This is a genomic window from Wolbachia endosymbiont of Wiebesia pumilae (assembly GCF_017869285.1).
In the GTDB taxonomy this organism is placed as follows: domain Bacteria; phylum Pseudomonadota; class Alphaproteobacteria; order Rickettsiales; family Anaplasmataceae; genus Wolbachia; species Wolbachia pipientis.
In genome coordinates, this window is the sequence record NZ_CP054557.1 from 1,191,509 (window position 1) to 1,205,621 (window position 14,113).

Annotated in this window: 16 protein-coding genes and 1 pseudogene; 8 read left to right on the forward strand and 9 right to left on the reverse strand. The window is 34.2% G+C overall.

Annotated features, from left to right (window positions below; all coding sequences use genetic code 11):
• Nucleotides 1-77 precede the first annotated feature (77 nt).
• The 3 genes from atpD (at nucleotide 78) to HUB92_RS06245 (ending at nucleotide 2,468) form a co-directional block, all read left to right on the forward strand.
• Nucleotides 78-1,505 carry a F0F1 ATP synthase subunit beta gene (atpD, locus tag HUB92_RS06235; RefSeq protein WP_010962432.1) on the forward strand — a complete coding sequence of 476 codons (1,428 nt, stop codon included), beginning with the start codon at nucleotides 78-80 and terminating at the stop codon, nucleotides 1,503-1,505.
• A gap of 12 nt (nucleotides 1,506-1,517) precedes the next feature.
• Nucleotides 1,518-1,862 (forward strand): F0F1 ATP synthase subunit delta/epsilon, encoded by a 345-nt coding sequence (locus HUB92_RS06240; RefSeq protein WP_006279902.1) that lies wholly within the window; start codon nucleotides 1,518-1,520, stop codon nucleotides 1,860-1,862.
• A gap of 426 nt (nucleotides 1,863-2,288) precedes the next feature.
• Nucleotides 2,289-2,468, forward strand: a complete 180-nt coding sequence (locus HUB92_RS06245; RefSeq protein WP_223823054.1) for an ankyrin repeat domain-containing protein — start codon at nucleotides 2,289-2,291, stop codon at nucleotides 2,466-2,468.
• Nucleotides 2,469-2,561: 93 nt separating this feature from the next.
• Here the strand turns inward: HUB92_RS06245 and HUB92_RS07320 are convergent.
• Together HUB92_RS07320 and HUB92_RS06265 are read right to left on the reverse strand one after the other, a co-directional pair.
• Nucleotides 2,562-3,542: pseudogene (locus tag HUB92_RS07320) on the reverse strand (IS3 family transposase).
• 105 nt (nucleotides 3,543-3,647) lie between these two features.
• Nucleotides 3,648-4,358, reverse strand: coding sequence for a class II aldolase/adducin family protein (locus tag HUB92_RS06265; protein WP_010082280.1), 711 nt, complete (start codon nucleotides 4,356-4,358; stop codon nucleotides 3,648-3,650).
• 280 nt (nucleotides 4,359-4,638) lie between these two features.
• On the opposite strand from HUB92_RS06265, the gene HUB92_RS06270 reads away from it, so the two are divergent.
• Nucleotides 4,639-5,262, forward strand: a complete 624-nt coding sequence (locus tag HUB92_RS06270; protein WP_010082279.1) for a DEAD/DEAH box helicase family protein — start codon at nucleotides 4,639-4,641, stop codon at nucleotides 5,260-5,262.
• On the opposite strand, the gene tsaB is transcribed toward HUB92_RS06270, so the two are convergent.
• The 3 genes from tsaB to HUB92_RS06285 all read right to left on the reverse strand — a co-directional run bounded on the left by tsaB (nucleotide 5,257) and on the right by HUB92_RS06285 (nucleotide 8,080).
• Nucleotides 5,257-5,832, reverse strand: a complete 576-nt coding sequence (gene tsaB / locus HUB92_RS06275; RefSeq protein WP_209472731.1) for a tRNA (adenosine(37)-N6)-threonylcarbamoyltransferase complex dimerization subunit type 1 TsaB — start codon at nucleotides 5,830-5,832, stop codon at nucleotides 5,257-5,259. The genes HUB92_RS06270 and tsaB overlap by 6 nt on opposite strands.
• Nucleotides 5,832-6,962, reverse strand: a complete 1,131-nt coding sequence (locus HUB92_RS06280) for a cation:dicarboxylate symporter family transporter (protein WP_209472733.1) — start codon at nucleotides 6,960-6,962, stop codon at nucleotides 5,832-5,834. Before HUB92_RS06280 ends, tsaB begins: the two co-directional genes overlap by 1 nt.
• A 128-nt stretch (nucleotides 6,963-7,090) precedes the next feature.
• On the reverse strand, nucleotides 7,091-8,080 hold the full coding sequence (locus tag HUB92_RS06285) for a ribonucleotide-diphosphate reductase subunit beta (RefSeq protein WP_006280119.1): 990 nt from the start codon (nucleotides 8,078-8,080) through the stop codon (nucleotides 7,091-7,093).
• Nucleotides 8,081-8,211: 131 nt separating this feature from the next.
• On the opposite strand from HUB92_RS06285, the gene HUB92_RS06290 reads away from it, so the two are divergent.
• A complete protein-coding gene (locus tag HUB92_RS06290) occupies nucleotides 8,212-8,550 on the forward strand; it encodes an outer membrane protein assembly factor BamE (protein WP_006279908.1) in 339 nt (112 codons plus the stop codon).
• A 131-nt stretch (nucleotides 8,551-8,681) separates the two neighbouring features.
• Here the strand turns inward: HUB92_RS06290 and HUB92_RS07020 are convergent, their stop codons facing one another.
• Entirely contained in the window at nucleotides 8,682-8,810 is a 129-nt protein-coding gene (locus tag HUB92_RS07020) for a hypothetical protein (protein WP_255325705.1), read from the reverse strand.
• 437 nt (nucleotides 8,811-9,247) lie between these two features.
• Nucleotides 9,248-9,868 (reverse strand): cell envelope integrity protein TolA, encoded by a 621-nt coding sequence (gene tolA / locus HUB92_RS06295; protein WP_022626225.1) that lies wholly within the window; start codon nucleotides 9,866-9,868, stop codon nucleotides 9,248-9,250.
• A 172-nt stretch (nucleotides 9,869-10,040) separates the two neighbouring features.
• Here tolA and HUB92_RS06300 point away from each other — a divergent pair, with 172 nt between their 5' ends.
• The 3 genes from HUB92_RS06300 to recO all read left to right on the forward strand — a co-directional run bounded on the left by HUB92_RS06300 (nucleotide 10,041) and on the right by recO (nucleotide 12,001).
• Entirely contained in the window at nucleotides 10,041-11,072 is a 1,032-nt protein-coding gene (locus tag HUB92_RS06300; protein WP_209472735.1) for a PDDEXK nuclease domain-containing protein, read from the forward strand.
• Nucleotides 11,073-11,148: 76 nt separating this feature from the next.
• The gene (locus HUB92_RS06305) at nucleotides 11,149-11,295 is read left to right on the forward strand and encodes a hypothetical protein (protein ID WP_007548499.1); all 147 of its coding nucleotides are present in this window, start codon (nucleotides 11,149-11,151) and stop codon (nucleotides 11,293-11,295) included.
• On the forward strand, nucleotides 11,279-12,001 hold the full coding sequence (gene recO / locus HUB92_RS06310) for a DNA repair protein RecO (protein WP_010082260.1): 723 nt from the start codon (nucleotides 11,279-11,281) through the stop codon (nucleotides 11,999-12,001). Before HUB92_RS06305 ends, recO begins: the two co-directional genes overlap by 17 nt.
• Nucleotides 12,002-12,460: 459 nt before the next feature.
• Here recO and HUB92_RS06315 read toward each other — a convergent pair whose 3' ends face one another.
• Entirely contained in the window at nucleotides 12,461-13,843 is a 1,383-nt protein-coding gene (locus tag HUB92_RS06315; RefSeq protein WP_209472737.1) for a PleD family two-component system response regulator, read from the reverse strand.
• A complete protein-coding gene (gene tatB, locus HUB92_RS06320) occupies nucleotides 13,815-14,111 on the reverse strand; it encodes a Sec-independent protein translocase subunit TatB (RefSeq protein ID WP_209472739.1) in 297 nt (98 codons plus the stop codon). Before tatB ends, HUB92_RS06315 begins: the two co-directional genes overlap by 29 nt.
• Nucleotides 14,112-14,113: the final 2 nt, after the last annotated feature.

The window sequence follows — 14,113 nt, forward strand, 5'->3', positions numbered from 1 at the left end:
TCTATTAATAATATAAAATTTATTTTCTTTAGAAGTTCTTTTATGGAATTATAGTGTTAGGTGATAAAAATAAAGAGATGAATATAGGTAGAGCGATTAAGGTAACTCAAGCAGTTGTTGATATAAAATTTGAAGGTGAATTGCCTAAAATATTTAATGCTTTAAAAAGCAAACTAAAATATAAGGATAAGGAGCTGGTTTTAGAAGTTTCGCAGCATATAGGTGACAATATAGTTCGTTGTATTGCTATGGATAGCACAGATGGCATGTCAAGGGGGGATGAATTTGTTGATACAGGTGCACCAATATCGGTGCCAATTGGGCGTTCAACTTTAGGAAGGATTTTTAATGTTGTTGGAGAGCTTATAGATGAGTGTGGTCCACTGAAGGGAAAGTATAACTTAGAGCCTATACACAGAGCACCTCCAAGTTTTACTGAACAGAGAATACAGGAAGAAGTTTTAGTTACGGGAATAAAAGTTATAGATCTTCTTGCACCTTATCTTAAAGGAGGAAAAATTGGCTTATTTGGTGGAGCCGGTGTTGGTAAAACAGTCCTAATAATGGAATTAATTAATAATATAGCAAAAGCTCATAAAGGATTTTCTGTGTTTGCCGGGGTAGGGGAGAGAACGCGTGAAGGTAACGATCTTTATCACGAGATGATCACTTCAAATGTAATAAATATAAATGAGCATGAAAAATCTCAAGCTGTTTTGGTTTATGGTCAGATGAATGAGCCTCCTGGAGCAAGGGCTAGAGTTGCTTTAACAGCACTTACTATGGCAGAGTATTTTCGTGACCGTGAAAACCAAGATGTTCTATTTTTTGTGGATAATATCTTTAGATTTACACAAGCTGGTTCTGAAATTTCTGCTTTACTTGGAAGAATACCGTCAGCTGTTGGTTATCAGCCAACCCTTGCAACTGATATGGGTGCAATGCAAGAAAGAATAGCTTCAACAACTTCTGGCTCTATTACTTCTGTGCAAGCTATATATGTTCCTGCGGACGATTTGACTGATCCAGCCCCAGCAACTACATTCTCTCACCTTGATGCAACCACAGTGTTGTCAAGGCAAATAGCTGAAATGGGAATATACCCTGCTGTTGATCCACTTGATTCAACTTCTCAGTCTTTATCTGCTGAAATCATTGGTGAAGAACATTATAATGTAGCTTCTGAGGTGAAACGTATATTGCAAACTTATAAATCACTGCAAGATATTATCGCAATACTTGGTATGGATGAGCTATCTGATGAAGATAAAATTATTGTTGATAGGGCTCGTAAGATTCAGAAATTTCTTTCTCAACCTTTTCACGTTGCAGAAATATTTACTGGCATGCCTGGTAAATTTGTTTCACTTTCTGATACTGTTTCCAGTTTTAAAGGGATTGTTGAAGGCAAATATGATCACTTACCAGAGGCTGCTTTTTATATGGTGGGGAATATAGATGAAGCAATAAAAAAGGCTGAATTAATACAAGCTGAAGCTAAATAAAAGTTAAAGATTATGAATACTTTTAAAGTGCAATTTTTCTCTCCTGATGATCAAATTTCATTCAGTGGAGTGGTTTCTCTTTCAGTAACTGGGCTCGAAGGGGAGCTTATGATTTTAGCTCACCATGCTCCTTACTTAATTTATTTATTGCCTGGTATGATTACTGTTAAAATGAGTAACCAAACAGAAAAGAAGGTTGTAATTGATAGTGGCGTATTAGAAGTTGCAAATAATAATTGTAGCATTATAACAAGTCAAATTCAGGTTTTTGATCGTGCAATTCATGATGAGAAATCGTTTAAAAATAAGAGAATTAGTATATATTTAAGTTATCTTGATGAGAAGTTTCTTTCTTAGTTATTTTAGGCAAAAAGTCAATTATCATTCAAGTGGCTATAAGATTTTTGCTCAGGGGGCTCTTTTTTGTCATCCCAGAAACCCCGGGGTGTCATCCCAGTGTCGGAGTACTTTAGGTGTATGATCCCAGAGTGTGATGGTATGGAACCATACACCTAATCAAATAAAAATTAAAGAAGGAGAGTTGGTTGTAACGGTTGGAGATAACGACTTTGTTTTACCTGGAATTTACGTTGGATAAACTACAAAAAATAACAGGTAAAAATCAACGTAAATTTAAGATAAATCGATTTTATTAGTATTATCAAATCAAAATCTGTTTTTAATTAATCAATAATACTTTTTTACATATTTTCATCCCCTTTCATGGATTTTTTAATTTTATAGATGATATCTAATATTATTAGAAGCATTGTAAAATATCTTATGAGAAAAGTTATAAAATATATTAGCATTATTGGTATTGCATGTTTAGTATTGTTATTTTTTATATCTAATGTGGAAACACGCGTAAAAACACAGGAAGAACAATTATTCCTAGCTGTAGAAGATGGTAATGCACAAGAAGTAAAACTATTACTCAAAAATGGTGCAGACCCAAATTGACCTTACCCAGAAAAAGTAGAGAGAAAGTTAAGACGTTTTTATCATGAGAATAAATTGTGCAGGAATGCAATAGTTAATAGTAGAATGTCTACGTTATTTGTTATAAAAGATTTCTATGTATTCAAATATGGTAGTTCTGGTTTGTTGAGCGAGAAGTATCAATAAGCAGCTCCCTTTTAAGTGAACTTTTCTGCAACAGAGTTATCGTAACAACAGCCCTTATGGCTCATGCTGGAAATGATGTTTTTTGTATTCAATAGAAATTGGTAATTTTGAGAGGTATACTGTGACCCTTGATCGCTATGTAACAGCAGATTTTTATCGGGTTTGCGTTTATCAACGGCCATCAATAAAGAATCTATAACTAATTATCATGTTACTCATTAACCACCATGCGTGAATATAGGTCAATTATTGCCGCCAACAACCTTCTTTAGTTTTTATGTAGGTAATCCCAAACTTTATTTGGCTGATCAGTAGTAAAATTTTGATCCAATGTGTTCGGAGCCACAACTCGGTTGCTTATTTGCTGTTTTTTATTTTTGAACCTTCGTCTAAACTTAGCTTTAATGCCATTTTCTTGCATAACACTTTGTACTGTTTTAATTTTTGCCTAAAGCTTTTAATTCAGCGTGAATTTTAGGGGCTCCATATCTGCATTTAGAAGCTTGATGTATTTTTTGAATATCTGCTAGAAGCCCTTCTTTTGCTAATTCTTTACTGCTTTTTTCCTTAGCAACCCATACCACCAGTACAAGACCCTACATAGTTCCTGTGTTTTATAGCAATTTCTATATAAAAGAATACTTTACTCTTTTTCTTTGCCCAGGGCTTTTTTTAAGATGTCTCTTTCTCTTATTAGCTCTTTTTTTAGATCAAATCTTTCTTTGTCATAAGGAGCCTTTGCCTGGAAATGCGTATGCTCCAGACATTTTTCCATCATATTTTCTTACTTAACATACTGCCATCTATACCTAGATCTTTTGCTATTTTTGTACTTGCTTGACCTGTTTCTTTAACCAGCTTAACAGCTTCTAATTTGAATTCTGCTGTATATTCTCTTCTATTTGTCATATTTTGAAAAAACGTTTTATTTTACTCCAAAAACGTCTTAACTTTCTCTCTACTTTTTCTGGGTAAGGTCACTACTTGGATGACAGATAGTAGTGCGAAAGTCTCTTACAACTTACTTTTAATTAGTCTAACCCATGCGTGCCAATCCCTCTCACCAAGATTGCTTTCAAAAGATAGGAGATCCTTTACAGCTTTTGAGCAAATTTCTTCACTTGGAATTGATAACTCCTTATTCATTGCTAACGTTAAACATTGAGTTTTGCACGCTTGTTCTAAATGATACGAGTAAAACATTGCTTCTTGTATAGTCCGACCACACGTTATAGATCCATGATTACGCATTAACATGACAAAATTTTCTTTCAGATCAGCTATTAACCTCTTTCCTTCTGTATCGCTAAGTGCTAGGGAATTATAATTATGGTAAGAGATTTTATTGTAAAAGTGCAGTGCCCATTGACTTATAGGAAGCAGCCCATCTTTGAGAGAAGAAACCGCTACAATAGAAGGTGTATGCAAGTGAAAAATTGCTTGAATATCTTTCCTTGCTTGATAAACAAAACCATGAATTATATAGCCAGTTCTATTATATTGATATTCTTTGCCTTCAATTACATCTCCATCAAATGATACTTTCATTAACGAACGTTCATCTACTTCATCAAAACGCATACCAAACGGATAAATATAAAACGACTTTTGATCTTCAGAACGCACTGAAAGGTGAGTATATGTATGATCATCGAACTTAAGGTAGGACAAAATCTGATAGGCATAGACTAGATCCCTTTTTACTCTGCTCTTTGTTAACAACACAATCCTCTGTTAGAATCTTCTGAAGGTTTATACGCGAAAAGAGACTTGTAGTAAACTAATAAGTCTATGCCACTCTGTCTTGCTTTCTGAATACCAAACACTTTTGTGTTGTAGCTTGCTTAAAAATAGTTATCGTTATTATAGAGTTTATATACAGAATTTATGTTTTTAAATTACATAATATCTTAACTACAAAAATAATTTTCTATATAATATTTCATATGTTTTAAAGCTTCATTTTTATGTTATTGTAAATGTAAGTTTCAAGATTGAAAATAATATGGTAAATATTAACACAAAAAAACAGCCAGCAGGATTTTTCATATATCTCTCTGGTCTTTCGGGAAGTGGTAAACTTTCCACAGCAATAGAATTATCTAATATGATAAACGCATTAATTGTAAATAGTAAGTTCTATAACAATGTTCAAGCTTGCTCTATATACGATGGTGTCTTTGAACGTGATCAAATACCTAAAGAAGTTCAAGATAGAATATATGGCATTATGCAAATTATGCTTCAGGTAATAGAAAATTATCCGATTCACTCAAAAAATTACATATTTATTGATGAGTTGATGGAAAATAATGACCAGAACATGAGGATGTATGATTCAATAGTAAGGCTTAGTAAAAAAATGAACACAGAAATCCTTCCTGTGGTACTTAGGTGTGATCTACCGACATTACAAAAGCGTATTGCATTAAAAAGGCAAAGAAAAAATAGGAAGGTGATTAATCTAAATAGCATTGTAGAGAAATTTAGGACTGACGATTTATTTATACCACCAAGTGCCATAGAGATAGAAAATTCAGATATGAGTATAAAAGAAGTAGCTCAAGAGATAGTAAACCAGATGCACAAGCTTAGTAACATTGCATGTACGCGAAAGAATAGTCTATAATGATTTCATATACTGAGGCTCATTTAAATATAGAGCTTCAACTTCATTTAATTTTTGCTTGTTCTCTAATCTATAACGGACTAATAGCCCTGCATGGCTAGCATTTAAATTGCAATCCATATGTGTACTGCTTGTAGCGTGACACTGGGATCCAGGTGCAGATAGTGGCAATAAATTGAAATCAAATAACTGCGTATAAAACCCTTGAGCATTTTTGACTATAGCTCTGATATTTTTTTTGTTATTCGTACAAAGCAAAGATATTGCGTAGGCTTGAACTTCCAGCACACTAACTCCGTATAATGGCTTATTTGTAGCAAGATTTATACCTTGTGCAGCTGATATACCAACTCTAATTCCAGTGAAACTTCCTGGTCCAACTACTACCACTAAATGATCTATTTTATCATAATTATAGTTGTGCTTATCAAACAAAGTATTCAGAATTTGAAAAAATGATTCTGCATGATTGTTGCTGGCGGAATTGTGCTCTACAAAACAGTTACCATCATAATCAACTATTGCTATTGAACTACCAATACCTACAGTATCAATCGCTAAAATAGACATTACTTAAGCTTATCATAGAGTTTTGTAAACATTATAGCAAAGGCACCATTACCTATAACGTTTGCTGAAGTAATTATTGGATCAAACACTATATACAGTGCTGTGATTAACGAAAGCATTTCTGGAGAAAATTTGAGGTATTTCTCAAGAATAGGTAGCATTACCATAATTCCTCCTGCCGGAACTGCCACGATAGCAAACTTAAATAACAAAAAATAGAGAAGGAAAGTTACATAGTCTGTTGTGCACAATGAATAACCGGAGGCAATTATCATTGATAATATTATAATAAAAAAGCAATCACCTACTAAATGAAAGCTAGCAGTTATTGGCACAACAGACGATGCTATGTCAGGTTGCTTTACATTTTTTTTGCTTCCTTCAAGAGTAAGCGGCATAGTTGCATTACTAGACATTGTGCTCATTGCAGTAATAAATGCCGGTATCATATTGCCTATACTAGCTATCCAGCTTGTGATCTTGAATGAATTTGCTGCTCCATATAAGAGGAAAACATAAAGGTAGGTTGCAGATGCTATAATAATGAAAATTATTGAGTAATCCTTAAATATTATAGATAAAACTTGATCATGCTGCATTTTTAAAGCAAGCCCAAGTACAAATATTGGAATAATCGGCGTCAAAAACGTCTTCAAAATAAAGAGAGTTAAATCTAACATTTTGTTCGAAAGCTCTCTGCTTTTTTTGGGTAGCAGTGTGGACACTACTATGCTGGACACAAATCCACAAGCAAGGGCATAAAAATTAGAAAGCAATGCAGGCAGTCTAAACGACCATAAGGGAACAATTGTTTCTTCATACGTTATATCTTGTATTGAATAAGTGTTTTGTATGATAAAATGCCCAACAGAATAAGCTATTAAACTTGAAGCCAGATTCGATAAGAAGATCATTATAATAAGTAACAATATGAACTTTATAGCTGACTGCTTAAGATTGTTAACACTGCTAAAGATTAACGCAAAAATAATAAAAGGCATTATAAATAGCAAAACCTCTTTTATACTAAGGCTCGTTGAGTACAAGAAGGTTTTTACTTCCATTGGAACTAAATGACCAAAGAATGCAGCTGAAGTGATGACCGTGAGTAAGATTAATAGTTGTAGCACGTTCTTATATACCAATGTCCTATGGACATATATATGGTAAGTTAGTTGTTAAGTAAAGCAAAACTGTCTAAACTGCACAGCAAATGGTGTAATGAAAGTGGAATGACAAAAAAGAGTGAAATTAGCATTCACTTATTATTCGTGTCATTTTCAGTAAAAGCTTCTTCCCACGTGCCTTGAGTTGCTGCGCGGCTATACTCTGTTACTCTATTTTCAAAGAAATTCGTATGTTCAACGCCATTTAGTATTTCATCAAGCCACGGAATAGGATTATCATTGACATCATATATGGACTCAAGACCTAATTGCATTAACCGTCTGTTTGCTACGTAGCGTATGTAATTGCGCACTTCTTCTGCGGATAGTCCTTCAACATCTCCTAAATCAAAGGCAAGCTTTATGAATTCGTCCTCAAGTTCAACGATGGTGCGACATGCAGAATATAATTCCTCTTTAAACTCGTTGTCCCAAATTTCATTATTCTCTTTAATAAATGTATTAAATAACATGATAATTGAATTGGTGTGCAAAGTTTCATCACGGGCTGACCAGGCGATTATCTGCCCCATTCCTTTCATTTTTCCAAAACGTTGGAAATTGAGCAAAATTGCAAATGATGCAAATAACTGCAACCCTTCAGTGAATGCACCAAACACTGCTAGAGTTTTAGCTACATGTTTTTTATCGTGTTTTTTGCTTTCCTCGAATTCCAACATATATTCATATTTCTTTCTCATAGCATCATACTTTAAAAATGCTTGATACTCACTTTCTGGCATGCCAATTGTGTCTAAAAGATAAGAATAAGCTGCAATGTGTATGGTTTCCATATTGGAAAAGCTTGCAAGCATCATGCATATTTCTGTTGGCTTAAATATATTTGAATAATGCCTCATGTAGCAGTTATTTACTTCAATGTCTGCCTGAGTAAAAAATCTAAAGATCTGGGTTAGTAGATTTTTTTCTACACTTGAAAGTTTAGTTTTCCAATCCTTCACGTCATCAGCGAGCGGAACTTCTTCAGGTATCCAATGGATTCTTTGTTGCTGCAGCCACGCATCATACGCCCAAGGGTAATTAAAAGGTTTGTATATTGGATCTGCTTCTAACAATGACATAAGACACCTATTATTTTCTAAAGTAAATATTATATTAAGTGATATTGAGAATCAGTCAATTTAACTTTTTTGAAATTTGACGGCAGATAATTTATTAGTGTATTATAGCTTCAAGTAATTTATCAACAGAAATGCGAGTATTAATATCTTTTATTTTATTATTTACAGTGAGCTGCACTCACACTATTCACAATCACGGAGCTCCTGGCATTAGTGTTGAATTGTGGAGCAAGATAAAAGTAGGTGACGATAAAGAAAAAGTGGTTCACACTTTAGGATCACCAACATTAGTATCAAAGTTCGATGACAATGTTTGGTACTATGTCTCATATAAAATTAAACAAGCCAATTTTTTAGGAAAAAGGAAGTATAGTAGTAAGTCTCTGCAAATTTCATTCGACCAGGACGGTAAAGTTGAAGATACAAAAGAAACTGACATCTTAGAGAGATCTTTGGCTGTTTCTGATTGAAAGTTTGCTCAGATCTTCCTACGTCATACCGCGGTTCATTCCATAACTGTACGAACATTGCGATTTGGGCCTACCAGAAGGGTGTCATGAAAGTAGCTGACACTAGTTCCTTTATGACGGCAGTGCCCAGACTACTTGGATCCAGGAAACTTAATTGCAAGTAATGCATTGGGTTTGGTAAGTATGGGTTTTGCGTTATAGAATGAAGCACTTTTGGTGAATTTGTAAAGAAAACTGGATCCCAGTGGGCTTTGTTGCATCGCTAGCTATGATGGATTAAAGATAAAAAAGATAGCGAATATCAGTAGCTTATTATTCTGGTATTTATAACAAGAACGGTCAATGAATACCTAAATTTGAGTAAAAGAAATTTCACTACCATTTACCAATCCGGCTAAAATTCAAGAATTTCAATGCTTTAGCTATTTTCAATAGAATTAAATTTATTAATATAAATAACAAATTACTATTCTTAAATTTGATCAGATTGATTGCAAAAAAACAAGATTTTCAATAGGTTGCTTATAATCCTAACTATAGTTAGCCTTTCATAAGTAGCGATGCAACAAAGCCATCCCAGTGTCAAGCACTGGGATGACACCATTTGTTGTAAACTCACTTTTACTCTATGGTTATACTACCTTGCTGCTATCCTGAACGGATACAGTGGGCTTATTAAATTATAGAATTACTTTAGCTATAGAATAAAATCTAGTGTTACTTCACGCCAAATGTGGTGGTGCTGAGTAGGCAAGCCGGTCAATGGGCTACATTTATATACTGCACGCATTGCATTATCTGCTATCGACCTGAAAAGTGGATTATTTCGATAGGAATCACTGTCTGCTACATCCGCCATAATTATCTCGCCTTGACTGGATAACAATAAGTTAATTTTTATATTAAAATTTTCTTTGTAAGCTATGCTTTCAGGAATGCTCCAGCATTTTGTGAGCTTGTCTCTTATAGAGTTAATAATTTCTGTTACAACTAATTCATCCTTTTTGCTCTCAACGCTTTTTTCGTTTCCTATTTCATTTTTTGCCCCTCTAACATCCCTTCTTAGTTTTTTCTCTACACTTTTTTTTCTTTTTGGAATTGGAATGAATTCTTTACCCTCGTTAATAATGACTTCTTCTTGCATTTCGATAATTTGCCTCGGTTGTGCTACAACAGTGTGCTCAACTATTTCTTTTTTCCTTTGTGGTATAGGAACAGCTAACGTATCATTCGTTTGGGCTTTTGTTGAAGATAACGAAAAAAGCAAAAAACAACATAAAGACAAAAAAAGAATATAATTCGAATAGAAAAAACGCATATGTTAAGCAGCTTGTTTTACTGGTTTAAAGCTAATATTGCACGTAAAGTCAATATATTTTAGTTGATGGACGAGTTTGAAGTCAATAAGGAATCCCTTCAAAGCTGAAGGCAAGCGGAAGATTGTCTTCTCGACAGACAAAGGAATTGTATAATGGATTAAAAGGAACCGTATGACAAAAATTATAGCAAAAGAATATACAGAATTTTTAGAGCAATTGAAGGATCATATTGCAACAAACCGTTATAAAGCAGCACTTGCAGTAAATAGTAAGCTTATTTTGCTTTACCACCATATTGGTACAGAGATCCTAAAACGCCAAAAAGAACATACCTGGGGAGCTAAGGTAATTGATCAATTAAGTAAGGATTTGAGAAGTACATTTCCAGAAATGAAAGGCTTTAGCATGAGAAATCTGAAGTATATGCGTAAGTTTGCCGAAGAATATCCTGATGTTGAATTTGTGCAGGAGCCTCTTGCACAATTAACTTGGTATCACAATATCACTCTTTTGGAAAAAATAGAAAGTCATGAAATAAGATTATTTTATGTAAAAAAAGCTATTGAACATGGCTGGTCACGTAACATTATGGTGATGCAGATAGAACTTGGACTACATAAATGTCAAGGAAAAGCAATAACTAATTTTAAAGAAAAATTACCATCTCCACAATCCGATCTAGCACATTACACATTAAAAGATCCGTATATTTTTGATTTTTTAAGTATAGGTAAGGATGCTCATGAAAGAGAAGTAGAAAAAGGACTCGTAGGGCATATGGAAAAATTTCTGTTAGAACTCGGTGAAGGATTTGCATTTGTTGGTAGACAATTTCATTTAGATGTTGGTAATAAAGACTTTTATATTGATTTATTATTCTATCATTTAAAGTTACGTTGCTTCGTAGTGATTGAACTAAAAGATAAGGATTTTAAGCCGGAATATGCTGGTAAAATGAATTTTTATCTTTCTGCAGTTGATGATTTACTGAAGCACTCGACAGATCAACCTTCTATAGGGTTAATCTTATGTAAATCTAAAGACGATGTACTTGCTAAATATACACTCCGAGACATGAACAAGCCAATAGGGCTAGCAGAATATCGAATAACTGAAAATCTACCAGAGAACATAAAAACAGCTTTACCGACGATAGAAGAATTAGAAGCTGAATTATCCAAAATTTCAGACGAGGAAAAGTAATGTTACTAAAATCATTCAAACAATTATTTAGCAAACCAAAAGCTCAGTATGAAATGCATCAGGCTCAGGAAGAAGAGTGGCAGCCAATAACTTACTCTCTCATAGCCTTGAAACTTTGGAAGCAAACAGTAACGGAGTAAGTGATTTTTATGGATTACACGCTCTAGGTGCACTATCCTATATATCATACGGTCAATACACTCTAAATGAGATGGAAAGATGAAGGCATCATTATAGCTGCTAAAAAATACGGCGATAAAAACTTAATTCTTTCTCTGTTTACAAAAAATCATGGAAAGCGCAGGGGATTAACTAAGCTAACAAACAATAGCAATTATAAGTTTCAGATAAGTAATCTATTACATGCAGAATGGAGTGCTAAGTTACCTGAAAATCTAGGTTTTTTTAAGTGCGAATTAATCGAATCTCCATTCCATCATTTCTTTCAAGATAGGTTAAAAAGCATTACTATTGTTTCTTTCTCCTCTATTTTAGAAAAAGTGCTTCCAGAAAGTGAACCCTGTGCCATGCTGTATGACAATTTTCGATATTTCATCGATGTAATTAAACACAACAATCAGTCTTGGCAAAGCCATTATCTTAACTTAGAGCTTCTGCTTCTTACGCAATTGGGATTCAAGTTAGACTTATCCAAATGCGCTGTAACAGGTGTTAAGGAAAATTTACAATTTATTTCTCCAAAAACTGGTAGAGCAGTGTCAAAAAAAGTAGGAGATTATTATGCAGATAAACTCCTACCTTTTCCACAAATGTTACATGATGTATACAATAATAACCTACAAAACAGCTACTCATTCCAAGAATTTCAGTTAGGACTGAAAGTCACAGGATATTTTTTAAATAAGTATCTATTTTTGCAGTTAAACGTGAAATTTCCAGAGCTGAGAAACCTCATGTTGTCGCTTTAATTTTAGCAGTCCTACGTCATACCGCGATTCATTCGCGGTATCTCTTAGCATAGATCCAGCTAACAAGTAGCGGGATGACGAACTTATCGTCATGCCACCGCGAACCGTCATACCGTGATTTATTCACGGTATCTCTTAGCATAGATCCAGCTAACAAGCAGCGGGACGACGGTTGTCAGGGTGTCATCCCAGCGCCCCTATGATGTCATCCCAGTGCCCAGACACTGTGATCCAGAAAAGTTTGCTTGTGAACAAGCAAACTAGCATGGAAAGTGGTTACAACGTTTTCGATGAGATTATATGGAAAACTGGATTCCAGTGTCAAGCACTGGAATGACAAGGTATAAACCTTATCGTCATGCTGCCGCGAACCGTCATACCGCGATTCATTCGCGGTATCTCAGCATAGATTCCGCTAACTAGTAGCGGAATGACGGTTGTCGGCAAACTTAAGCCACTTTAGCTATAGCCAGTAACCACTCTATTTCTACCACTGTTTTTTGCTTTATATAAATATTTGTCGGCACGTACTATAAATTCTTTAATATTGTCAAGGTCAGATTCTTGCATTTCTGCAATTCCAATGCTCACAGTTACATCGTGGGTTGTATTTTTATCCGCAAGTATAAAAGGTTTTTTAGCAATAATTTTTCGTATTCTCTCCGCAATAGTATACGCATCTGATACATTGGTATCTGGCATTACAACAACAAACTCCTCACCACCAAACCTAGCTAGTAAATCTGTCACTCTGATATTTTCAGAAATTCTTTTCTGTATTTGCTTTAAAAGTTCATCTCCAGCACTATGCCCAAAACTGTCATTCACTATCTTAAAATAGTCTATATCAAGTATCATAAGAGACAACCTTCTATCCTTTTCCACAGAGTCCTTAACAATGTTTCTTAAGTGTGCATCAAAATATCTTCTATTATAACAGTTAGTTAATGGGTCCTTTATAGACATTTCCGCATTATTAAATAAATTCATTCTCAAGGCATCTTGATATCTTTTGCGTTTTACTTGCGAATTAACCCTTGCTATTAGCTCACCCTCATCCAAAGGTACTGTTAAATAATCATTAGCACCTACATCAAGTGCTTTTACTAAATTGTTTTTATCATAATCCTCAGAAAGAATCAGAATTGGTGTATAACGTGTTTCCACCTTACTACGAAACTCAGAACACAAACGCAAGCCGTCAGTTTTTGAAAATTGCATATCAGAAATGATCAGGTCGTAACCATTCTCAATACCAACCTTCAATGCTTCCATTGGATCACTCAGTATTTTAATTGACCTAAAGCGTTGCTTTAATATATTATATATCTGCTCTACTTGATGAACATCCTCATCTATAACAAGTATGTTAGCATCAAAAATCTGATTGGAATAATCCATAATACTGTTTCCTGCGACTCCACCAATCTCAGCGTTAGTTTCTCCTCTCAAACGCAATTCATCGATAATCATCTTTAAGCGTGTGAGAGACTTAATTCGTGCAGATAAAGCAGTTTCGTTTATTGGTTTAGTCAGAAAATCATCCGCGCCAGCATTAATACCTTGCACTCTATCATGAGTATCATGCAGCGCAGTTACCATAATTATTGGAATATGGGTTGTCAAGGGATCATTTTTTAGCTCCTTACAAACTTCAAAGCCATTCATCTTTGGCATCATGATATCAAGTAATATAATATCAGGCTGCTGCTTTGCTACTAAATCTATAGCTTCTTCACCATCATGAGCTACGATAACCGTATAGTACTCTGCTTTTAGTCGAGCTTCTAAAAGCTTGACATTAGATAGTACATCATCTACTACCAGAATCTTTGCTGTCATTATCTTTAGATGTATTATCTATATCATAAGTAGGATAAAGCTTACCATTTTTACCAATTATGTAATTTACTTTCTCAGCATTACATTCTTTATATAAGTCTTCAATTCCGGCATCCTTCAATAACCTCCTAGCTTTTAACTTTACAATTATAAAATACCTATATATAGTCTTAATAAAATCAATAAATACAGGTACCTTATTTTTATCAAGAACAATTATGCTCACTAAAGCTACAACTAAAATTTCTGAAAGACCTATATTGAACATTT

Bases quoted from the DNA above. Each gene is read 5' to 3' on its own strand.
- atpD (WP_010962432.1), top strand. From the start codon at position 78: ATGAATATAGGTAGAGCGATTAAGGTAACTCAAGCAGTTGTTGATATA.
- HUB92_RS06240 (WP_006279902.1), top strand. From the start codon at position 1,518: ATGAATACTTTTAAAGTGCAATTTTTCTCTCCTGATGATCAAATTTCA.
- HUB92_RS06245 (WP_223823054.1), top strand. From the start codon at position 2,289: ATGAGAAAAGTTATAAAATATATTAGCATTATTGGTATTGCATGTTTA.
- HUB92_RS06270 (WP_010082279.1), top strand. From the start codon at position 4,639: ATGGTAAATATTAACACAAAAAAACAGCCAGCAGGATTTTTCATATAT.
- tsaB (WP_209472731.1), bottom strand. From the start codon at position 5,832: ATGTCTATTTTAGCGATTGATACTGTAGGTATTGGTAGTTCAATAGCA.
- HUB92_RS06285 (WP_006280119.1), bottom strand. From the start codon at position 8,080: ATGTCATTGTTAGAAGCAGATCCAATATACAAACCTTTTAATTACCCT.
- HUB92_RS06290 (WP_006279908.1), top strand. From the start codon at position 8,212: ATGCGAGTATTAATATCTTTTATTTTATTATTTACAGTGAGCTGCACT.
- HUB92_RS07020 (WP_255325705.1), bottom strand. From the start codon at position 8,810: ATGCAACAAAGCCCACTGGGATCCAGTTTTCTTTACAAATTCACCAAA.
- tolA (WP_022626225.1), bottom strand. From the start codon at position 9,868: ATGCGTTTTTTCTATTCGAATTATATTCTTTTTTTGTCTTTATGTTGT.
- HUB92_RS06300 (WP_209472735.1), top strand. From the start codon at position 10,041: ATGACAAAAATTATAGCAAAAGAATATACAGAATTTTTAGAGCAATTG.
- recO (WP_010082260.1), top strand. From the start codon at position 11,279: ATGAGATGGAAAGATGAAGGCATCATTATAGCTGCTAAAAAATACGGC.
- HUB92_RS06315 (WP_209472737.1), bottom strand. From the start codon at position 13,843: ATGACAGCAAAGATTCTGGTAGTAGATGATGTACTATCTAATGTCAAG.
- tatB (WP_209472739.1), bottom strand. From the start codon at position 14,111: ATGTTCAATATAGGTCTTTCAGAAATTTTAGTTGTAGCTTTAGTGAGC.